The 19,731-nt window shown below is 60.5% G+C and carries 21 protein-coding genes and 1 pseudogene; 19 read left to right on the forward strand and 3 right to left on the reverse strand.

Annotated features, from left to right (window positions below; translation table 11 throughout):
* Window positions 1-93: 93 nt before the first annotated feature.
* On the forward strand, window positions 94-372 hold the full coding sequence (ftsB, locus tag ACZ9GA_RS03205) for a cell division protein FtsB (RefSeq protein ID WP_455924326.1): 279 nt from the start codon (window positions 94-96) through the stop codon (window positions 370-372).
* The gene (gene ispD / locus ACZ9GA_RS03210; protein WP_457357139.1) at window positions 369-1,079 is read left to right on the forward strand and encodes a 2-C-methyl-D-erythritol 4-phosphate cytidylyltransferase; all 711 of its coding nucleotides are present in this window, start codon (window positions 369-371) and stop codon (window positions 1,077-1,079) included. Before ftsB ends, ispD begins: the two co-directional genes overlap by 4 nt.
* Window positions 1,080-1,171: 92 nt before the next feature.
* Here ispD and ACZ9GA_RS03215 read toward each other — a convergent pair whose 3' ends face one another.
* Window positions 1,172-2,077 carry a LysR substrate-binding domain-containing protein gene (locus tag ACZ9GA_RS03215; protein WP_457357137.1) on the reverse strand — a complete coding sequence of 302 codons (906 nt, stop codon included), beginning with the start codon at window positions 2,075-2,077 and terminating at the stop codon, window positions 1,172-1,174.
* A 105-nt stretch (window positions 2,078-2,182) separates the two neighbouring features.
* On the opposite strand from ACZ9GA_RS03215, the gene ACZ9GA_RS03220 reads away from it, so the two are divergent.
* The 8 genes and pseudogenes from ACZ9GA_RS03220 to rpoS all read left to right on the forward strand — a co-directional run bounded on the left by ACZ9GA_RS03220 (window position 2,183) and on the right by rpoS (window position 9,473).
* The gene (locus ACZ9GA_RS03220; RefSeq protein WP_455924329.1) at window positions 2,183-3,295 is read left to right on the forward strand and encodes an S-(hydroxymethyl)glutathione dehydrogenase/class III alcohol dehydrogenase; all 1,113 of its coding nucleotides are present in this window, start codon (window positions 2,183-2,185) and stop codon (window positions 3,293-3,295) included.
* Between the two features lie 8 nt (window positions 3,296-3,303).
* A complete protein-coding gene (fghA, locus tag ACZ9GA_RS03225) occupies window positions 3,304-4,146 on the forward strand; it encodes an S-formylglutathione hydrolase (RefSeq protein WP_457357135.1) in 843 nt (280 codons plus the stop codon).
* 220 nt (window positions 4,147-4,366) lie between these two features.
* A complete protein-coding gene (ispF, locus tag ACZ9GA_RS03230; RefSeq protein WP_027978803.1) occupies window positions 4,367-4,840 on the forward strand; it encodes a 2-C-methyl-D-erythritol 2,4-cyclodiphosphate synthase in 474 nt (157 codons plus the stop codon).
* Window positions 4,837-5,896, forward strand: a pseudogene (truD, locus tag ACZ9GA_RS03235) (tRNA pseudouridine(13) synthase TruD). The gene ispF and the pseudogene truD overlap by 4 nt, the downstream one beginning before the upstream one ends.
* Complete coding sequence (gene surE, locus ACZ9GA_RS03240) at window positions 5,884-6,633, forward strand: 5'/3'-nucleotidase SurE (protein WP_457357132.1); 750 nt, start codon at window positions 5,884-5,886, stop codon at window positions 6,631-6,633. Before truD ends, surE begins: the two are co-directional and overlap by 13 nt.
* The gene (locus ACZ9GA_RS03245; RefSeq protein WP_457357130.1) at window positions 6,633-7,307 is read left to right on the forward strand and encodes a protein-L-isoaspartate(D-aspartate) O-methyltransferase; all 675 of its coding nucleotides are present in this window, start codon (window positions 6,633-6,635) and stop codon (window positions 7,305-7,307) included. Before surE ends, ACZ9GA_RS03245 begins: the two co-directional genes overlap by 1 nt.
* Before the next feature lie 164 nt (window positions 7,308-7,471).
* Window positions 7,472-8,362, forward strand: coding sequence for a peptidoglycan DD-metalloendopeptidase family protein (locus ACZ9GA_RS03250; RefSeq protein ID WP_457357128.1), 891 nt, complete (start codon window positions 7,472-7,474; stop codon window positions 8,360-8,362).
* A gap of 106 nt (window positions 8,363-8,468) precedes the next feature.
* Window positions 8,469-9,473 (forward strand): RNA polymerase sigma factor RpoS, encoded by a 1,005-nt coding sequence (gene rpoS, locus ACZ9GA_RS03255; RefSeq protein ID WP_455924336.1) that lies wholly within the window; start codon window positions 8,469-8,471, stop codon window positions 9,471-9,473.
* 560 nt (window positions 9,474-10,033) lie between these two features.
* Here the strand turns inward: rpoS and fdxA are convergent.
* Both fdxA and mutS read right to left on the reverse strand, forming a co-directional pair.
* Entirely contained in the window at window positions 10,034-10,357 is a 324-nt protein-coding gene (gene fdxA / locus ACZ9GA_RS03260; protein ID WP_027978797.1) for a ferredoxin FdxA, read from the reverse strand.
* Between the two features lie 139 nt (window positions 10,358-10,496).
* Entirely contained in the window at window positions 10,497-13,064 is a 2,568-nt protein-coding gene (gene mutS, locus ACZ9GA_RS03265) for a DNA mismatch repair protein MutS (RefSeq protein WP_457363587.1), read from the reverse strand.
* A gap of 187 nt (window positions 13,065-13,251) precedes the next feature.
* On the opposite strand from mutS, the gene ACZ9GA_RS03270 reads away from it, so the two are divergent.
* The 9 genes from ACZ9GA_RS03270 to recA all read left to right on the forward strand — a co-directional run bounded on the left by ACZ9GA_RS03270 (window position 13,252) and on the right by recA (window position 19,728).
* Entirely contained in the window at window positions 13,252-13,800 is a 549-nt protein-coding gene (locus tag ACZ9GA_RS03270; protein WP_457357126.1) for a hypothetical protein, read from the forward strand.
* A 73-nt stretch (window positions 13,801-13,873) separates the two neighbouring features.
* A complete protein-coding gene (locus ACZ9GA_RS03275; RefSeq protein ID WP_457357124.1) occupies window positions 13,874-14,149 on the forward strand; it encodes a hypothetical protein in 276 nt (91 codons plus the stop codon).
* Between the two features lie 77 nt (window positions 14,150-14,226).
* Entirely contained in the window at window positions 14,227-14,940 is a 714-nt protein-coding gene (locus tag ACZ9GA_RS03280; RefSeq protein WP_457357122.1) for a LexA family transcriptional regulator, read from the forward strand.
* A gap of 345 nt (window positions 14,941-15,285) precedes the next feature.
* Complete coding sequence (locus ACZ9GA_RS03285) at window positions 15,286-15,624, forward strand: phage holin family protein (protein ID WP_457357120.1); 339 nt, start codon at window positions 15,286-15,288, stop codon at window positions 15,622-15,624.
* Window positions 15,625-15,941: 317 nt separating this feature from the next.
* The gene (locus ACZ9GA_RS03290) at window positions 15,942-16,514 is read left to right on the forward strand and encodes a 2OG-Fe(II) oxygenase (RefSeq protein WP_457357118.1); all 573 of its coding nucleotides are present in this window, start codon (window positions 15,942-15,944) and stop codon (window positions 16,512-16,514) included.
* Window positions 16,515-16,535: 21 nt separating this feature from the next.
* Window positions 16,536-17,090 (forward strand): hypothetical protein, encoded by a 555-nt coding sequence (locus ACZ9GA_RS03295; protein WP_457357116.1) that lies wholly within the window; start codon window positions 16,536-16,538, stop codon window positions 17,088-17,090.
* A 70-nt stretch (window positions 17,091-17,160) separates the two neighbouring features.
* Window positions 17,161-18,018 carry a hypothetical protein gene (locus ACZ9GA_RS03300; RefSeq protein WP_457357114.1) on the forward strand — a complete coding sequence of 286 codons (858 nt, stop codon included), beginning with the start codon at window positions 17,161-17,163 and terminating at the stop codon, window positions 18,016-18,018.
* A 58-nt stretch (window positions 18,019-18,076) separates the two neighbouring features.
* Entirely contained in the window at window positions 18,077-18,577 is a 501-nt protein-coding gene (locus ACZ9GA_RS03305; protein ID WP_457357112.1) for a CinA family protein, read from the forward strand.
* A gap of 86 nt (window positions 18,578-18,663) precedes the next feature.
* On the forward strand, window positions 18,664-19,728 hold the full coding sequence (recA, locus tag ACZ9GA_RS03310) for a recombinase RecA (protein ID WP_457357110.1): 1,065 nt from the start codon (window positions 18,664-18,666) through the stop codon (window positions 19,726-19,728).
* The last annotated feature ends 3 nt before the right edge of the window (window positions 19,729-19,731 follow it).

Raw genomic sequence — 19,731 nt, forward strand, 5'->3', positions numbered from 1 at the left:
AGATGGTACAAAGCAAGCGCTGTACAGCACAAAGCCTGGCCTAGCCAGGCTTCGTGCCATCAGTACAGCCGTTAATTTCCACTGGATACCTTGATGCGCAGTCCCTATTGGTTGTTCCTTGTTCTGCTGTTGCTGCTGGGTGGCCTGCAATACCGCCTGTGGGTGGGTAATGGCAGCCTGGCTCAGGTCACCAGCCTTGAGCAGCAGATCGCCGACCAGCACGCCGAAAACGAGCGTCTGCTGGAGCGCAACCGTATCCTGGATGCGGAAGTGGCGGAGCTGAAGAAGGGCATGGAGACCGTCGAGGAACGGGCTCGCCATGAGCTGGGCATGGTCAAGGACGGTGAAACCCTTTATCAGTTGGCTCAATGACATACTCTTCCCCTGCCTTCTGGGCAGTGATCCCTGCCGCGGGCGTTGGTGCCCGAATGGCAGCCGACCGGCCCAAGCAATACCTGCAACTGGGCGGCCGAACCATTCTTGAACACAGCCTGGACTGTTTTCTTGACCACCCTGGCCTGAAAGGGTTGGTGGTCAGCCTGGCTGAAGATGACCCTTACTGGCCTGACCTGGCCAGTGCCCGCGACCCCCGTATCCAGCGCGCCCCCGGCGGTGCCGAACGTGCCGACTCGGTGCTCAATGCCTTGCTGCACCTGCACGCCCAAGGCGCTGCCGATGACGATTGGGTACTGGTGCACGATGCGGCGCGGCCCAACCTGGCGCGTACCGACCTGGACAAGCTGTTGGGCGAGCTGGCCCATGACCCGGTCGGCGGTTTGCTGGCCGTGCCGGCCAAGGACACGTTGAAACGTGCCGATGCCCATGGGCGTGTGGCGGAAACGGTTGATCGCAGCACCATCTGGCAAGCGTACACGCCGCAGATGTTCCGCCTGGGGGTGTTGCACCGCGCGCTGGCGGACAGCCTGGTGGCGGACGTGGCGATTACCGACGAGGCCAGTGCCATGGAGTGGGCGGGGCAGGCGCCGCGCTTGATCGAAGGGCGTTCGGATAACCTCAAGGTGACCCGGCCTGAGGATCTGGAGTGGTTGCGCCAGCGGTGGGCGCAAAGGTCGCGCTAACCCTGTAGCCGCTGCCGCCAGGCTGCGCTGGCCTTAAGCCTCGCTGAAGATCGTTAGCGTATACACGGGCCAGCGCAGCCTGGCGGCAGCGGCTACAGGTGATTTGCCTGATATTCAGGCCTCACCGCCAACCCTTCCTTCAAATACTCCACCAGCTTCCTCACCTTCGGCGACAGATGCCGCTGCTGCGGATACAGCGCCCACACCGCCGTATTCGGCGGCTGATGCGCTTCGAGCAACGACACCAGCGCGCCGGTCTGTAAATGCTCCAGCACGTAATAATCCGGCAGCTGGCACAAGCCAATCCCCTGCAACGCCGCATCCAATACGGCCTGCCCACTGTTGCAGCGCCAATTGCCCTGCACCCGCTGCGCCAGTTCGCGACCCTCGTTCTGCAAGGGCCACACCTCCGAACTGCCAATCAGGCAATTGTGCCGCGCCAGTTCCGACAGGCTATGGGGGCGCCCATATCGCTCAAGGTAGGAGGGCGAGGCGCACAGGTACATGCGCCGCGGCGCCAATCGTGTCGCCACCTGCTGTGAGTCCTGCAAGCGCCCCAGGCGTATGCCCAGGTCCAGGCCCTCATGCACCAGGTCCAGCGTGCGGTTGGTCAACTCGATGTCCACCCGCAGTTGCGGGTAAAGCCCCATGAAACGCGTCACCAGCGGCACGATGAAGCGCTCGCCGTAAGCCACCGCGCAGGTCATGCGCAACAAACCCTTGGGCTCGCTGTTCAGGTCGCCCATGGCCCGCAAGGCTTCCTCGCGACCATCCTGCAAGCGTTGGCAATGCTGCAGGAACGTCTGCCCGGCTTCGGTCAGTGTCACCCGTCGCGTGCTGCGGTACAGCAGCCGCGTTTGCAGGCGTTCTTCCAGGCGGGCGATCTGCCGGCTGATGTGCGACGAGGAAATGCCCAGTCGTTCAGCCGCGGCCGTGAACTGGCAGCACTCGGCCACGGCGACGAATTCGTCGATGCCGTCCCAGCGGTTGTCGCTCATGATTATCCCTGTGCAGCAATAATGTTTTGTCTTTGGCCTGATTATTCCCCATCAAGCGATGAATTACACTGATCGTCTCATTCATGTATTCAGGAGAAGGTTTCGATGATCAAGTCCCGTGCCGCTGTAGCGTTCGAGGCCAAGAAGCCGCTGGAAATCGTCGAAGTCGACGTGGCCATGCCCAAGGCCGGTGAAGTGCTGGTACGTGTGGTCGCTTCGGGCGTCTGCCACACCGACGCCTACACCCTGTCGGGCGCCGACCCTGAAGGCATCTTCCCGTCGATCCTGGGCCACGAAGGTGGCGGTATCGTCGAAGCCATCGGCGAAGGCGTGACCTCGGTGGCCGTGGGTGACCACGTGATCCCGCTGTACACCGCCGAGTGCCGCCAGTGCAAATTCTGCCTGTCGGGCAAGACCAACCTGTGCCAGGCCGTGCGCGCCACCCAGGGCAAAGGCCTGATGCCTGACGGCACCTCGCGTTTCTCCTACAACGGCAAGCCACTGTTCCACTACATGGGTACCTCGACGTTCTCCGAGTACACCGTGCTGCCGGAAATCTCCGTGGCCAAGATCCAGAAAGAAGCGCCACTGGAAAAGGTCTGCCTGCTGGGTTGCGGCGTCACCACCGGTATCGGTGCAGTGCTCAACACCGCCAAGGTCAAGCCGGGTGACACCGTGGCCATCTTCGGCCTGGGCGGTATCGGCCTGTCGGCGGTCATCGGCGCGGTCAAGGCCAAGGCCAGCCGCATCATCGCCATTGACATCAACCCGGCCAAGTTCGAGATCGCTCGCCAGTTGGGCGCCACCGATTGCGTCAACCCGAAAGACTTCGACCGTCCGATCCAGGAAGTCATCGTCGACATGACTGACGGCGGCGTGGATTTCTCGTTCGAGTGCATCGGCAACGTGCAACTGATGCGTGCCGCCCTGGAATGCGCCCACAAGGGCTGGGGCGAGTCGGTGATCATCGGCGTGGCCGGTGCTGGCCAGGAAATCTCCACCCGTCCGTTCCAGCTGGTGACTGGCCGCGTCTGGCGCGGTTCGGCATTCGGCGGCGTGCGTGGCCGTACCGAGCTGCCAAGCTACGTGGAAATGGCCGAGAAGGGCGAGATCCCGCTGGACACCTTCATTACCCACACCATGGGCCTGGAAGACATCAACAAGGCCTTCGACCTGATGCATGAAGGCAAGAGCATCCGTTCCGTCATCCATTTCTGAGGTGGGTCATGAGCCTGGAAAACATCTCCTGCCAGAAGAGTTTCGGTGGCTGGCACAAGCGCTACCGGCACCGTTCCGAGGTGCTGGGCTGTGACATGGTGTTTGCCGTGTACCTGCCGCCGCAGGCGGAGCAGGGCGGCAAGCTGCCGGTGCTGTACTGGCTGTCGGGCCTGACCTGCACGGACGAGAACTTCATGCAGAAGGCCGGCGCCCACAAGCTGGCCGCCGAGCTGGGGCTGATCATCGTCGCGCCGGACACCAGCCCGCGTGGCGCCGATGTGCCGGGTGACCCGGACGGCGCCTGGGACTTCGGCCTGGGGGCGGGGTTCTACCTCAACGCCACCCAGCAGCCGTGGGCCCAGCATTACCGCATGCACGACTATGTGGTCAGCGAGTTGCCGGCCCTGGTGGAGGCGCATTTCCCGGCCTCCGAGCGCCGCAGCATCAGCGGCCACTCCATGGGCGGCCATGGGGCGCTGGTGTGTGCATTGCGCAACCCGGGGCGCTATGCCTCGGTGTCGGCGTTCTCGCCCATCAGCAACCCGATGGATTGCCCATGGGGTCAGAAGGCGTTCAGCCGTTACCTGGGTGAAGAGCGTTCGCGCTGGCGCGAGTGGGATGCCTCGGTGCTGATGGCCGAAAGCAAGGCGCCGCAGGCGTTTTTGGTGGATCAGGGTGATCGTGACGATTTCCTGGTCAATCAGCTCAAGCCTGAAGCGCTGGTGCAGGCGGCGAAAGTGGCGGGACATGACCTGGAACTGCGTCTGCAGCCGGGTTACGACCACAGCTACTACTTCATCGCCAGCTTCATCGATGACCACCTGCGCTACCACGCCAAGGCGCTGAACTGACGTAGCCGCTGCCGCCAGGCTGCGCTGGCCCTCGTGGCCGCTGGATATCTCCAGTGAGGCACGGGGCCTGCGCAGCCTGCGGCAGCGGCTACGCTTTTTGCGTGTACGGATGATGTCGTTTTGCCCTTGCCCTGCGGCGTTTCGGGGCCGTTTTTTGCAGCCCGGTTGTTACATAAAGCAGGTAGAATCACGCCCTGTCTCCTTCAGGGCTTTTCTATTTATGCGTATTGGCCACGGCTACGATGTGCACCGTTTCGCTGACGGCGATTTCATTACCTTGGGCGGCGTCCAGATCGCCCATAAATTCGGCCTGCTCGCCCATTCCGACGGCGACGTGCTGCTGCATGCCTTGAGCGATGCCCTGCTCGGCGCGGCCGCACTGGGCGATATCGGCAAGCACTTCCCCGACACCGATCCGCAATTCAAGGGTGCCGACAGCCGCGTGCTGCTGCGCCACGTGGTCGCCATCGTCCAGGCCAAGGGCTGGAAGGTCGGCAACGTCGACGCCACCATTGTTGCCCAGGCCCCGAAAATGGCCCCGCACATCGACACCATGCGTGCCCTGATCGCCGCCGACCTGCAGGTCGAGCTGGACCAGGTCAACGTCAAGGCCACCACCACCGAGAAGCTGGGCTTTACCGGCCGTGAGGAAGGTATCGCGGTTCACGCCGTCGCCTTGTTGTTGCCAGCATGAACGAACTCGAACTGTTGGGCCCCTGCGCTGCCGGGGCCGCGCTGGGGGGTGCCGTGCTCAAGGCCACCGCCGAAGACTTCCAGGTGGATGAAGTGCTGGATATCCCGTTGGCCGGTGAAGGCGAGCACCTGTGGCTGTGGGGTGGAAAAGCGCAACCTCAACACCGAGGAAGCCGCACGCCGCCTGGCCAAGGCTGCGGGCGTGCCGCTGCGCACGGTCAGCTATGCGGGCCTGAAGGACCGTCAGGCGCTGACCCGTCAGTGGTTCAGCCTGCATCTGCCGGGCAAGGCCGACCCGGATCTGAGCGCCGCCGAAAACGAAACCCTGAGCATCCTCAAGATTGCCCGCCACAAGCGCAAGTTGCAGCGCGGTGCGCACTCCGCAAACGGTTTCACCCTGCGCCTGACCGCCCTTGCGGCTGACCATGCCGCACTGGACGCCCGCCTCGAGCAGCTCAAGACTACTGGCGTACCGAACTACTTCGGCACCCAGCGCTTCGGCTTCCAGGGTGGCAACGTCCACGACGCCCGCCAGTGGGCTGAGCGCCAGGCTTTGCCTGAACAGCGCAACGTGCGTTCACGCCTGTTGTCCACGGCGCGCAGCTACCTGTTCAATCAGGTGCTGGCAGCGCGGGTGGCCGATGGCAGCTGGAACCAGGCCCGGGTCGGCGACCTGCTGGCGTTTACCGACAGCCGCAGCTTTTTCCCCGCCGGTGAAGCCGAGTGCAGCGACCCGCGCCTGGCCATTCTCGACCTGCACCCCACCGGCCCGATGTGGGGCGAAGGTGACTCGCCGGCTGCGGGCGCCATCCATGAACTGGAGCAGAATGTCGGTGCGCGGTTGGCACCGCTCGGAGATTGGCTGGCAAAAGCGGGCATGGCGCACGAACGACGCATCCTGCGGCTGCCCATCGGCGGTTTGACGTGGCATTATCCGGAGCCTGACATTCTGCAATTGGAATTCGTCCTGCCGGCCGGATGCTTCGCCACCGTCGTGGTGCGCGAGCTCGTCGATCTGGTGCCGGCAGGGCAGACGGACAGCCCATGCGTATTCTGATATCTAACGACGACGGGGTCGCCGCGCCCGGCCTGGCCGCGCTGCATGAAGCGCTGGCCGACTACGCCGAGTGCACGGTGATCGCCCCCGACGGCGACCGCAGCGGTGCCAGCAGCTCGCTGACGCTGGACCGGCCGCTGCACCCGCAGCGCCTGGCCAACGGCTTCATCAGCCTCAACGGCACCCCTACCGATTGCGTGCACCTGGGGCTCAACGGCCTGCTGCCGCAGGAGCCGGATCTGGTGGTGTCGGGGATCAACATGGGCGCCAACCTGGGTGACGACGTGCTGTATTCCGGCACGGTCGCAGCTGCGCTGGAGGGTCGCTTCCTGGGCCGCACGGCGTTCGCGTTCTCGTTTCTGTCACGCCAGGTCGATAACCTGGCGACGGCGGCCTGGTATGCGCGTCATCTGGTCGAGGCCCACGGGCAGCTCGACCTGCCACCGCGCACGGTGCTCAACGTCAACGTCCCGAATTTGCCGCTGGACCGCATCCGCGGCATCCAGCTGACCCGCCTGGGCCATCGCGCCCGTGCGGCGGCCCCGGTGCGCATGGTCGACCCGCGTGGCCGGGAAGGGTACTGGATCGCCGCGGCCGGCAATGCCGAAGACGGCGGCCCGGGTACCGATTTCCACGCGGTGATGCAGGGCTACGTGTCGGTCACGCCGTTGCAACTGGACCGCACATTCAACCCGGCCTTTGCCGGCCTGGAAGGCTGGCTGGAGGGACTGCGTTGATGCGCGAGCAAGATGATCTGACCCGGCGCGGTATCGGTTTCACCTCCCAGCGCACGCGTGAGCGGCTAATCCAGCGCCTGTACGAAGAGGGCGTCAGCAACAGCCAGGTGCTGGACGTGATTCGCCGCACCCCTCGTCATCTGTTCGTCGACGAGGCGCTCGCGCACCGCGCCTATGAAGACACCGCGCTGCCCATCGGCCATAACCAGACCATTTCCCAGCCCTACATGGTGGCGCGCATGAGCGAGCTGCTGCTGGAGGCCGGGCCGTTGGACAAGGTCATGGAGATCGGCACCGGCTCGGGCTACCAGACGGCCGTGCTGTCGCAACTGGTTGAGCGAGTGTTTTCGGTGGAGCGCATCAAGGTGCTGCAGGACCGCGCCAAGGAGCGTCTGGTCGAGCTCAACCTGCGCAACGTGGTGTTCCGCTGGGGCGATGGCTGGGAAGGCTGGCCGGCGCTGGCCCCTTACAACGGCATTATCGTCACCGCCGTGGCCACTGATGTACCCCAGGCCTTGCTCGACCAGCTGGCGCCGGGGGGGCGCCTGGTGATTCCGGTGGGCAGCGGTGAAGTGCAGCAACTGATGCTGATCGTACGCGAGGAGCACGGCTTCTCCCGGCATGTGCTGGGGGCTGTGCGTTTCGTGCCGCTGTTGAACGGCCCGCTGGCCTGAGCGGGTTTTCAACGCAAGGGTGAATTCTCGAGCGCAGCCTGTGTCTGACAGCGCAGCCTTCACAGGTTGTTACGCGAATACGTCAGAATTGTCCGAGTGGATGGTTATAATTGCGACACAACAGTCTATTTTTCTATCAGCCACCATTTTCAAGGGAGCGGCGGGTGAGTCCCACAGTCATTCGGCAGCATGCAGGACTATCGAGCTACAAGCTTCTGGTGATTGGTCTCGCCCTTGCAACCACGTTGGCCGGTTGCGCAAGCCACCCTGCGGGCGGCGTGCGCGTGGTCGATCGCAGCAGCGGCGGCGCGTCCGCACCGGCCGCGCCCGAGCGCCAGCCGGTCACCACGGGCCAATACCGGGTCAAGCGCGGCGACACGCTGTTCTCCATCGCCTTCCGCTACTCCTGGGACTACAAGGCCCTGGCGGCGCGCAACAACATTCCCGAGCCCTATACCATTCATCCGGGACAGGTGATTCGCTTCGGTGACGGCAGTGCCCCGTCTGTACCGGTTGCAAGTACGCAAACTGATACATCGGCGTCGCCGTCGGGCTCGTTCAAGGTCACTCGTCGGCCCATTATCTTCACGCCGGTGCCGGGTGCGCCGGGTCAGAAAACCGCTGCGCCAGCGCCTGTCGTGGCTGCGCCCGAGCCCGTGCCGGTGCCTGCGGGAGAGAAGATCGCAGGGGGCTGGACCTGGCCGTCGAATGGTGTCCTGATTGGAAAATTTGCTTCAAACGGTAGTTTGAATAAAGGCGTTGATATCGCCGGGGAATTGGGACAGCCTGTTTTTGCCGCGTCTGATGGTTCAGTGGTGTACGCCGGGAGTGGGTTGCGGGGCTACGGCGAGTTGATCATCATCAAGCACAGCGATACCTACGTCAGTGCCTACGGTCACAACCGCAGGCTTTTGGTTCGGGAGGGGCAACAGGTCAAGGCCGGGCAGACAATTGCCGAGATGGGTTCCACGGGTACAGACCGGGTGAAGCTTCACTTCGAAATTCGCCGCCAGGGCAAGCCAGTGGATCCTCTGCAATTCCTGCCGCGTCGCTGACCGGTTGCCAAGCCTGTTCCTGATGTAGTGGGGACAGGCTTTAACGTTGCCAAGGATAAGCGCGACGTTGGAGCTTGAGGTCGAACTCAACAAAGGACTATAACAAATGGCTCTCAACAAAGAAGCGCCGGAGTTTGACATAGACGATGAGGTACTCCTTATGGAGACTGGCATCGTTCTGGACGCGGAGGCGGACGAAGAACCGGTCGTGACTTCTGTTCGTGCCAAGACCAAAAACTCTACTGCGCTCAAGCAGCACAAGTACATCGATTACACCCGTGCGCTGGATGCGACACAGCTGTATTTGAATGAAATCGGTTTTTCCCCACTGCTGTCTCCGGAAGAAGAAGTGCATTTTGCGCGCCTGTCGCAAAAAGGTGATCCGGCTGGCCGCAAGCGCATGATTGAAAGCAACCTGCGGCTGGTGGTGAAAATCGCTCGTCGCTACGTCAACCGGGGCCTGTCCCTGCTGGACCTCATCGAAGAAGGCAACCTGGGGCTGATCCGGGCCGTCGAGAAATTCGACCCCGAACGCGGTTTCCGTTTCTCCACCTACGCTACGTGGTGGATTCGCCAGACCATCGAACGCGCCATCATGAACCAGACCCGGACCATCCGGCTGCCGATTCATGTTGTGAAGGAACTCAACGTCTACCTGCGGGCGGCGCGCGAACTGACCCAGAAGCTCGACCACGAACCATCACCGGAAGAGATCGCCAGCTTGCTGGAGAAACCGGTGGGCGAGGTCAAGCGCATGCTGGGGCTCAATGAGCGGGTGTCATCGGTAGACGTGTCCCTGGGGCCGGATTCCGACAAGACATTGCTCGATACCCTCACTGATGACCGTCCCACCGACCCCTGTGACCTGCTGCAGGACGATGACCTGTCGCAAAGCATCGATCAGTGGCTATCCGAATTGACCGACAAGCAGCGTGAAGTGGTGGTGCGTCGCTTCGGCCTGCGCGGACATGAAAGCAGCACCCTTGAAGACGTAGGCCTGGAGATCGGCCTTACCCGTGAGCGGGTACGCCAGATCCAGGTCGAAGGCCTTAAACGGCTGCGCGAGATCCTTGAGAAAAACGGCCTGTCCAGCGAATCACTGTTCCAGTAATTGGTTGCCGCAGCGCAAAACGCCCCGACTGGTTCGGGGCGTTGTTGTTTCCGGGGTAGGTTGCCGCAGGTCCGTTCTGTAAGCGATTGTGCGCTGGGCTTGTCGGCGATTCTCCATGGTAGCGTGCAGGAGGTTGTTTTTACTGAGGTTTTTAGAGTGTTTCGCCGCGGAAAAGACTTTTCCTGAAAGATTTGTGCAGTTGAATCGTCATCTGGAATCTCTATTATCGAACCTGTGCCAAGGAGCAGGCACAGGCGCTCAAGGATGAGGGTCAGGACACCGCAGGACGCGGTTCATCAGGACGATGACAGGGATACAGGGAATAGGGACAGAAAAGGTGGGCGGGTCAAACCGCCCCTTTTTTTTGCCTGGCGATTACCTGCATGAACTCGAATCTGACTCGTAGCCGCTGCCGCCAGGCTGCGCTGGCCATGGCGTGCACAGCAGATTTACAGTGAACTTCAGGGCCAGCGCAGCCTGGCGGCAGCGGCTACGGGCAGGGCAGTGCAGGCAAAAAAAAGACCCCTCGCGGGGTCTTCATGGGTGCCGCCTGGAACGCCTCAGCGCTCCAGTTCAGCGATTTTGCCAGTCTTGCCGTCCCATTCCGCCGCATCAGGCAGTGGGTCTTTACGCTCGGTCACGTTAGGCCAGATTTCCGCCAGTTCGGCGTTCAACTCGATGAAGTTCTCCATCCCCGCAGGAATTTCGTCTTCAGAGAAAATGGCTACGGCCGGGCATTCAGGCTCACAAAGCGCGCAGTCGATGCACTCGTCCGGGTGAATCACCAGGAAGTTCGGGCCTTCGTAGAAGCAGTCCACCGGACAGACTTCGACGCAGTCGGTGTACTTGCACTTGATGCAGTTGTCGGTGACGACGAAGGTCATTTCAAAATATCTCCTCAAGGCGGCAGCGAAGCCCCTGAAAAAGGGCCGCTCGGTCTGGGCTGGTCAGCCCGCGAACCAGGCTAAGAGTTCGTGGCATTCCCAAACCGCGCGGGATTCTATCAGCTTGCGCGCTGCTGCGTTAGATCCGAGTCTTCAGTGTATAGAGCAATTCGATTGCTTGACGTGGCGTCATGCCATCAATGTCGGTCTTGCTGAGTTGTTCCAGCACCGGGTGCGGCAGGCTGGCGAACAGATCGCTCTGGTGCGGTACCTGGGGTTGGCCCGGGGCGCTGGCGATGGGTTCGTGTGGCAGGCTCGCCGTTTCCAGGCGGCCCAGGTGTTCCTTGGCGCGGGCGATGACCGCATTCGGTACGCCGGCCAGCTGTGCCACGGCCAGTCCGTAGCTTTGGCTGGCAGGGCCTGGCAGCACGTGGTGCAGGAACACGATGCGTTCCTTGTGCTCGGTGGCGCTCAGGTGCACGTTGGCGACCAGTGGCTCGTTTTCGGGCAGTACCGTCAATTCAAAGTAGTGGGTGGCGAACAGCGTGTACGCCTTGAGCTGTGCCAGGCGCTCTGCAGCAGCCCAGGCCAGCGACAGACCGTCGAAGGTGCTGGTACCGCGGCCCACTTCATCCATTAGCACCAGGCTCTTGTCCGTGGCGTTGTGCAGGATGTTGGCAGTTTCGCTCATTTCCACCATGAAGGTCGAGCGGCCGCCGGCCAGGTCATCGCTGGAGCCGATACGGGTGAAGATGCGGTCCACCAGTGACAGCTCGCAGCCGGCTGCCGGTACGAAGCTGCCGATATGGGCCATCAGCACGATCAGTGCGGTCTGGCGCATATAGGTGGATTTACCGCCCATGTTCGGGCCGGTAATCACCAGCATGCGCGTGTTGTCGTCCAGCGCCAGGTCGTTGGCCACAAACGGCGTGGTCAGCACTTGCTCCACTACCGGGTGACGGCCCTGGTTGATGCGCAGGCACGGCTCGTCGACGAACACCGGGCAGTTGAGGTCCAGGTTCAGTGCGCGCTCGGCCAGGTTGCTCAACACGTCGAGCTCGGCCAGGGCCGCGGCGGTGTCCTGCAGCGGTGGCAGATGGCCGATCAGGTTTTCCAGCAGCGCGTCGTACAGCATCTTCTCGCGGGCCAGGGCGCGGCTTTTCGCCGACAGCGCCTTGTCCTCGAACGCCTTGAGTTCAGGCGTGATGAAGCGCTCGGCGCCCTTGAGGGTCTGACGGCGGATGTAATCGACCGGCGCCTGTTCGGCCTGTTTGCTGGGTAGCTCGATGAAGTAGCCGTGCACGCGGTTGTAGCCGACCTTGAGGTTGGCCAGGCCGGTGCGGGCTTTTTCGCGGGCTTCCAGGTCGATCAGGAACTGGCCGGCGTTCTCGCTCAAGGCCAGTAGCTCGTCCAGCTCGCTGTCGTACCCGGTCTTCAATACGCCGCCGTCACGGATGACGGCCGGCGGGTTGTCGATGATGGCCTTGCTCAGCAGGTCGGCCAGCTCCGGGTAGGTGCCGGCAATGGTGGCCAGCAGGGCCAAGTGCGGCGCCTCAAGGTCGGACATCGCCACTTGCAGGTCCGGCAACGCGGCCAGGGCGTCGCGCAAGCGGGCCAAGTCGCGAGGGCGGGCATTGCGCAGGCCGATACGGGCGAGGATGCGCTCGATGTCGCCGATTTCCTTCAGCTGCGGCTGCAGGCTTTCGAAACGGTAGCCTTCCAGCAGGCAGCGGATCGAACTCTGGCGCGCCTGCAGTACCTTCAGGTCGCGCAGCGGGCGGTTCAGCCAGCGGGTCAGCAGGCGGCTGCCCATGGCGGTCTGGCAACGGTCGATCACCGATTGCAGGGTGTTGTCGCGACCACCGGCCAGGTTGGTGTCCAGCTCCAGGTTGCGGCGGCTGGCGCCGTCCAGCACCACGGTGTCGTCAAGTCGCTCATGGCGCAGGCTGCGCAGGTGGGGCAGGGCGGTGCGCTGGGTTTCCTTGGCGTAGCCCAGCAGGCAGCCGGCGGCGCCGATGGCCAGGGTCAGGTTCTCGCAGCCAAAACCCTTGAGGTCCTGGGTGGAGAACTGCTGGCAAAGGCTTTTGTGCGCGGTGTCACGCTCGAAATCCCACGGCGCGCGACGGCGCGAGCCACGGCGCTTCTCCGCCGGCAGGCCCTGGGGCCAGTCATCGGGAATCAGCAGCTCCACCGGGTTGATGCGCTCCAGCTCCGCCAGCAGGTTTTCCCAGCCCTTGATCTCCAGCACCGAGAAATTGCCGCTGGTGATGTCCAGCACCGCCAGGCCGAACAGACGCTCGTCGCCCAGCACCGCAGCGATCAGGTTGTCGCGGCGCTCATCCAGCAACGCCTCGTCACTGACCGTGCCTGGGGTGATGATGCGCACGACTTGGCGCTCCACCGGGCCCTTGCTGGTGGCCGGGTCGCCAACCTGCTCACAGATGACCACCGACTCGCCCAGCTTCACCAGCTTGGCCAGGTAACCCTCGGCCGCGTGGTACGGAATGCCGCACATGGGGATCGATTGCCCCGCCGACTGGCCGCGAGCCGTGAGGGTGATGTCCAGCAACTTGGCCGCTTTCTTCGCGTCTTCGTAGAAGATCTCGTAGAAGTCGCCCATGCGGTAGAACATCAACTGGTCTGGGTGCTGGTTTTTCAGCTTCCAGTACTGCTGCATCATGGGGGTGTGGCTGGAGAGGTCTGAAATTGCTTTATTCATCAATAGCTTATAAAGGAATCTTGAGAATTCGAGGGCGCGAAAACATGGCGGTAACCGCCTGCTGCCTGGCGTGAAGGCCGTAATCCTATCATGCAACGGATTGAGACGTTTCTGCCCTCGGCGGTTTCTTGCATCGTGGGCTAATATCGCTTCTTTTTTACGGGAAGGATTCCCATTGGCAAGCCATCTGCGCGAGCGTTATCTAAAACTTGCAGATTCCGCATTCAGGTTGATTGAGCCTGTACTGCAGCATGAATCAGGTCTGCCCGTCGCGCTGCAAGGCATCGGCGAGCCCGAACTGCAGGAGGTTGATTGTTGGCGTCGACATCCTGCCTGTCGGGTGGAGTGGGATTGGCGAAAAATCCTGCGTGAATTCAGGAAGAAGCCCAAGCGCATGGATGTCTCTTTTTACGTGAACCAGCGGTTATGTGGGCTGATGATTGCAACAATCTCCAAGGCCAGGGTGAATATCAATGTGGCCTATGTGGAGGCCTGTCCAGACCCGGCTCATCCGCTGAAGGAAAGGTTTCTCGGTGTTGCGATGCTTCAGGCAGAGCTGTTTGCAGCCGTCATCGATGCCACCCATGTTTCCGTGTCCAAGCCAGATCATAATGTGGTGCCGCTTTATGAGGGGCTGGGCTACCAAATGCTTTCATCAGACAGGGCGCGTCTCAGGCGCGGTGGAAGGCCGCGGTATGAGTTGCTGGTCAAGGCGATCCGTTGATGGACCTGCTTTTTGACCTGCAAAAAGCGATGGGTTAATGTCAGCCCAACAACTCAGCTTCGTGGAGGCGGGTATGAAAAAACACAGCGGCAAGATCAAGAAAGGCAGGGTGTCGGAAGAACCTCGGACGGTTTTCGGTAGTCATTCGTCCGTGGAGGCGGCTCGCGGTCGAATCCAGGCCTATCTTTCGCAAAACCGTGACGTCTTCACTCAGTGGTTCAGTGCCGAGCATGGTGTTGTGTTCACGGGGGCGTTGGCGGGTGCGAAACGCAAAAAGCTGGTCAGCGGCAAGTTTGTTTTTCTTCGCCGGCGAGGCGACGAATCGCAGGTCGGACAACGAAGCGCCTAGGCGCTTTTTGTAGGTGATATCACGCGGTATTCTGATCAGTGTTTGTAAATTGCTGTAAAGCAAGTCAGTATGCATTTATGCAAAAACGTACCGTAGCCCTCATTCTCAAGGAACTGCTCGCGCGCGACGGCCTCTCCGCCACGGAGCTGCACCGCCGCACAGGTGTTCCGCAATCCACCCTGTCGCGCATCCTGGGCGGCAAGATCGTCGACCCCGCCGACAAGCACATCGCCAAACTGGCCGAGTATTTTCGCGTCAGCACCGACCAGTTGCGCGGTCGTGCCAGCCTGGCGGGCAATGGGCATGCGGAGCTGCGTGACATCAGCCTGTGGGACGATGACACGCCTGTGGAGGACGATGAGGTGTCCGTGCCTTTCCTGCGCGAGGTCGAACTGGCTGCCGGTTCGGGCCGCTTCGTCATAGAGGAAAGCGAACGCGCCAGCCTGCGATTCGGCAAGCGCAGCCTGCGCCACAACGGCGTGCAGTTCGACCAGGCCAAATGCGTGACCGTGCGCGGCAACAGCATGCTCCCGGTGTTGCGCGATGGCGCTACGGTTGGGGTCAATGCCGGCAAGCGCGGCATCGGTGACATCATCGATGGTGACCTGTACGCCATCAACCACAACGGCCAATTGCGCGTCAAACAGCTTTACAGGCTGCCTACCGGCATTCGCCTGCGCAGTTTCAACCGCGAAGAACACCCCGACGAAGACTACAGCTTCGCCCAGATGCAGGATGAGCAGATCATCATCCTCGGCCACGTCTTCTGGTGGGGCATGTACGCCCGCTGACAGCCCTCCCAAGATCCCAACCCAGCCCAACAAGGCGAACCAGGTGATGCCACAGGCATAACTGGCCCGAAACAGATGTGGGAGGGGACCTCGGGAAGCGCCGCGCGGGCGGCGCGCGATCTACAGAGCGCCCCAAAACCAACGACATGCACCTGCCGGCCCTGACGCAATCACGTAGCCGCTGCCGCCAGGCTGCGCTGGCACGTGTGAACCCTGAAAATTTCCAGTGGCGGGCAGGGCCAGCGCAGCCTGTCGGCAGCGGCTACGACATATGCGTTTATGCATTGATTAAATATGCATTAGCGCATAGTCTGGTTTTGTAACGTCTTGCCAGGAGGAAGAGACATGCAATTGAACCAGGCATTTCTACAGGAAGTCCCCGTCTGGCTGGTCGTGATGCTGGCGCTGTTGGGTGGCGTCACCGGCGAGATGTGGCGCGCCGACAAGGAGGGCGCGCAAGGCTGGCACCTGCTGCGCCGCGTGCTGATGCGCTCCGGGGCCTGCATGGTCTGCGGGTTGGCGGGTACCATGCTGCTTTATGGTGCTGGGTTTTCGTTGTGGTCGGCCAGCGCGCTGGGGTGCATGACCGCCATGGCGGGTGCGGACGTGGCGCTCAGCCTTTATGAGCGCTGGGTAGTTAAGCGCTTGGGGTTGGGAGCGGCGGGGCGGCGCAAGCGCTTGTGACCGAGTAAAAAAATCGCCCCCTTGATATTTTTGGATATTCGGCACAACTCAATTTGTTTAGCAATCTTCCGCGACTTTTAATATGGGTGGCTAGCGATCTGCTTTTGAGTGTGTGGGTATTCGATTGTTCTGGTGCAAATTTTATCTCGGAGAAATTAGTTTACATTTGTGCTGTTGATGCTTTGGTAATTATTCCATAGATTCGATGGTGTCTTCTGTTGTTGGGTAGCACTGAATGTTCCGATTTTGCGGAGGCGTATCTCGACCACTTGTTTGGAGGTAGGGGATTCTTAGTCGGTTCGTCTTGAGGAAGGTATATGATTTTTACCAGTGACGATATTCAAGTACATGACGATGGCATCACTGTCGAGGAGCAGAATCTAATTGCTGTTCAGTTCAGCGCCGCAATGTGGCGCTATGGTTGGCCTCGGAGCGATGCCTATTTCGCTAGGCCCTGCTGGCATATATTCATAGCTGGAGCGCGCCGTCCGGAAGGCGAGTGTTGTGCGAGTGAGTTGGCCGTGAATCCCGAGTGGGGTTTTCTTGCTTCTGTCTGGAGCAGAATAAAAGAGTTGCATATTCCCGATGCAATTTTGTTGGGAGTATATGCTAACGGCCAGACGCTTGGTCAGGACTCCCCAATTCATCGTGATAACAAGCCGCAGGAGCGGGGAAAAACAGTCGTATTATTCTGTAATTCCCACTGGGCTAGTTGCTGGGGCGGCGAGTTGGTCTTTTATGATCATCAGAAAATGAACGTCATAAAATCGGTCTTGCCGCGTTCTGGAAGGTTTGTTGTTTTTAATGGTCAGGTTCCACATAGCGCTCGGTCGCCTTCCGTGGCCTGTGATCAGCTGAGGGTGACTATCGCATTCAAGACTGTTTTTTAGTCACTGTTAATAGGAAGTCTTGTGGGTCGAAATAAAGCGTTGAGAGTAAATCCTTGTCGGTCAATGATGGCGGTGTTTATTGGGTTGAGCGACCGCCAGCGAGTGAAAGTTTTTGCATGGACGGCCTCATCGTTTTTGGTCATTGGGCTAGTTTTGGTTTTGTTTTTTCAAGAAAGAGCTATTTCAAAGTCGGCTCCCCTTATCCCTGCAACCGGTGTTATCTGGAAATCCTTAGGTGCTAGTGATGACGATCGGACGATTTTGCGTTTTCTATTGAAGGTTGAACCTGGCTCGGCATCCAGACAGGTTTTCGCTCCATTGTCTGCCAGTGGTACTCGATGTGGGGCTCGGCGTCTTTCGGTTGGTGAAACGGTAAGGCTGAGTGTCGAAGTTCGGGGGGATGATTTTACAATCAGGGCGGCTGCAAACACTGCAGGTTGCATTTTATTTGATGACGCTGTGGCTGAACAAGTGAGGCTGGGCCGTCAGCAATTGCTGCGAACGTATGCTGCCTATTTTTTTGGTCTGTCAGTGCTCTCGTTCCTTTTCGCGTTTTGGTACTGGCGTAAAGGGTAGTTATTGTCAAGCAGGTTGCTTGTATTTATTGCTTCTTTGTCGTTGCCGAAAAACTCTTGAGGTAAATGCTATGGCGATTAAATTAGAGATTATTGTTGGGTATGTGGGTGATGGTGTTGGAGGGGCGGCAGGTGCAACTGCCGTGGTGGAACAGTTTAACTCGGATAAGCAGGGTTTTGCTCTTGTCAATCAACATGCGCAGACAGGGGCGGCGGTTGCAAATGTATTATCCATCGTCAGCGTAATGGGTGGGTTTGTTCCCTTTCTAAATATTGCGACGAATACCTTCGCTGGTACGACCACTTTTCTAAAAATTACAGCAGAGTATAAAGATACCCGGCAATTCAGCGTTGGGGACGTCATTAGTCTCGTTGGGAACGTTGCGGGGACCGCTGCTGCGTTCACCTTCTTGGCAGGATTTGGTCCGGCCAGTTTGGGCTTCACTGCTGTGGCAGTCGGTGCGTCGGCACTTGGGTTGGTGACTTCCGACACTGCTCGCATGATTCACGATGCAGTAATTGCGCCCATTGCACAGAAGTATTTTGCAGACGTACCGCCTGGGGGGTATCCGGACCATTGGGTCGCGCCCAACCTTCTGCTTGTCCCTCGGTTGGTAATTGACACAGAGCATAGGGGGATGGTGGCTGCCATCCGTTGGGACCCAAGTACCGGTGCTACATCCTTGGGCAGCGTGCATTTGCTCTATCCTTCGGGGAGTCCAGCAGGTGGAGGTGGCGGTCCTGGATTTGCCATTGGAGCAGTCCCAGTCGGGAGCGCCCCTGCAGTCCCGGGCGGTCATGACAATATCGAAATATCCATTGAGTCGATAAATGGTGATCGATCAAAAGGCCAAGCACCTATTCCAGATCCAGCTGCTCCTCAGGATGTCTATGCATGCTGTACCGGGTCCCAAGATTCGTACAGTTGAGACTGATTTGTAGGATGGAGTACCGTGAGCGGCTACTTAGCCCTCACGGACCAATGTCATGGATACGATAACCTCTTTATCCTCCGCCCTTGGCAAACACCTCAGTACAGCGAAAGCCCAGGTCACCACCGCCGAATCCTGCACCGGCGGCGGCATCGGCGAGGCCATCACCCGGATATCGGGCAGCTCGGCCTGGTTCGAAGCGGGCTATATCACCTATTCCAACACGCAGAAAACCGCCCAGCTGGGCGTGCCTGCCGAACTGTTCCCCCGCGTCGGTGCGGTCAGCCAGCAGGTGGTAGAGGCCATGGCGCTGGGCGCCACCCAGCGCAGCGGGGCGCGTTTCGCCGTGGCGGTCAGTGGCATCGCCGGGCCGGACGGCGGCAGCGCCGAGAAACCGGTGGGCACCGTCTGGCTCGCCTGGGCCGACGGCGATCAGGTGATTTCCGAGCGCCAACAGTTCGCCGGCGACCGCGATGAGGTCCGCCGACAAACGGTAAAGGCCGCGCTAGAGGGGTTGATACGTCTTGTGGCAACAGAAATGTCGGCACGGGGGTAGGCGAGCACTGATCCCTGTGGAATAATACTGGCTACTTATACAGTTATCCGGCCTTCTGGCCTTATTGATTTTTAGAGAGGACTTTAATGGACGACAACAAGAAGAAAGCCTTGGCTGCGGCCCTGGGTCAGATCGAACGTCAATTCGGCAAGGGTGCCGTAATGCGTATGGGTGACCACGACCGTCAGGCCATCCCGGCTATCTCCACCGGTTCCCTAGGCCTGGACATCGCCCTGGGCATTGGCGGCCTGCCAAAAGGCCGTATCGTCGAGATCTACGGCCCTGAATCGTCGGGTAAGACTACCCTGACCCTGTCCGTGATCGCCCAGGCGCAAAAGATGGGCGCCACCTGTGCGTTCGTCGACGCCGAGCACGCTCTGGACCCCGAGTACGCCGGCAAGCTGGGCGTCAACGTCGACGACCTGCTGGTTTCGCAGCCGGACACCGGCGAACAGGCCCTGGAAATCACCGACATGCTGGTGCGCTCCAATGCCGTTGACGTGATCATCGTCGACTCCGTGGCGGCCCTGGTACCCAAGGCTGAAATCGAAGGCGAAATGGGCGACATGCACGTGGGCCTGCAAGCCCGTCTGATGTCCCAGGCGCTACGTAAAATCACCGGTAACATCAAGAACGCCAACTGCCTGGTGATCTTCATCAACCAGATCCGCATGAAGATCGGCGTGATGTTCGGCAGCCCGGAAACCACCACCGGTGGTAACGCGCTGAAGTTCTACGCCTCCGTGCGTCTGGACATCCGCCGTACCGGCGCGGTGAAGGAAGGCGACGAAGTGGTCGGCAGCGAAACCCGCGTCAAGATCGTCAAGAACAAGGTGGCCCCGCCATTCCGTCAGGCTGAGTTCCAGATCCTTTACGGCAAGGGTATCTACCTGAACGGCGAGATCATCGACCTGGGTGTGGCTCACGGCCTGCTGGAAAAAGCTGGCGCCTGGTACAGCTACCAAGGCAGCAAGATCGGTCAAGGCAAGGCCAACTCGGCCAAGTTCCTGGCGGACAACCCGGAAATCGGTGCTGCCCTCGAGAAGCAGATTCGCGACAAGCTGCTGACTGGCGGTGTTGATGCCAAGAAAGCCCCGGCTGTCGAAGCTGCTGCCGAAGACGAAATGGTAGACGCCGACGTCGATTTCTAATCA

Source organism: Pseudomonas sp. TE3644 (assembly GCF_056278815.1).

Bases quoted from the DNA above. Each gene is read 5' to 3' on its own strand.
- ACZ9GA_RS03300 (WP_457357114.1), top strand. From the start codon at position 17,161: ATGGCGATTAAATTAGAGATTATTGTTGGGTATGTGGGTGATGGTGTT.
- ACZ9GA_RS03285 (WP_457357120.1), top strand. From the start codon at position 15,286: ATGCAATTGAACCAGGCATTTCTACAGGAAGTCCCCGTCTGGCTGGTC.
- ACZ9GA_RS03275 (WP_457357124.1), top strand. From the start codon at position 13,874: ATGAAAAAACACAGCGGCAAGATCAAGAAAGGCAGGGTGTCGGAAGAA.
- ACZ9GA_RS03220 (WP_455924329.1), top strand. From the start codon at position 2,183: ATGATCAAGTCCCGTGCCGCTGTAGCGTTCGAGGCCAAGAAGCCGCTG.
- rpoS (WP_455924336.1), top strand. From the start codon at position 8,469: ATGGCTCTCAACAAAGAAGCGCCGGAGTTTGACATAGACGATGAGGTA.
- ACZ9GA_RS03215 (WP_457357137.1), bottom strand. From the start codon at position 2,077: ATGAGCGACAACCGCTGGGACGGCATCGACGAATTCGTCGCCGTGGCC.
- surE (WP_457357132.1), top strand. From the start codon at position 5,884: ATGCGTATTCTGATATCTAACGACGACGGGGTCGCCGCGCCCGGCCTG.
- ACZ9GA_RS03290 (WP_457357118.1), top strand. From the start codon at position 15,942: ATGATTTTTACCAGTGACGATATTCAAGTACATGACGATGGCATCACT.
- ftsB (WP_455924326.1), top strand. From the start codon at position 94: ATGCGCAGTCCCTATTGGTTGTTCCTTGTTCTGCTGTTGCTGCTGGGT.
- fdxA (WP_027978797.1), bottom strand. From the start codon at position 10,357: ATGACCTTCGTCGTCACCGACAACTGCATCAAGTGCAAGTACACCGAC.
- fghA (WP_457357135.1), top strand. From the start codon at position 3,304: ATGAGCCTGGAAAACATCTCCTGCCAGAAGAGTTTCGGTGGCTGGCAC.
- ACZ9GA_RS03305 (WP_457357112.1), top strand. From the start codon at position 18,077: ATGGATACGATAACCTCTTTATCCTCCGCCCTTGGCAAACACCTCAGT.
- ispD (WP_457357139.1), top strand. From the start codon at position 369: ATGACATACTCTTCCCCTGCCTTCTGGGCAGTGATCCCTGCCGCGGGC.
- recA (WP_457357110.1), top strand. From the start codon at position 18,664: ATGGACGACAACAAGAAGAAAGCCTTGGCTGCGGCCCTGGGTCAGATC.
- ACZ9GA_RS03280 (WP_457357122.1), top strand. From the start codon at position 14,227: ATGCAAAAACGTACCGTAGCCCTCATTCTCAAGGAACTGCTCGCGCGC.
- ispF (WP_027978803.1), top strand. From the start codon at position 4,367: ATGCGTATTGGCCACGGCTACGATGTGCACCGTTTCGCTGACGGCGAT.
- ACZ9GA_RS03245 (WP_457357130.1), top strand. From the start codon at position 6,633: ATGCGCGAGCAAGATGATCTGACCCGGCGCGGTATCGGTTTCACCTCC.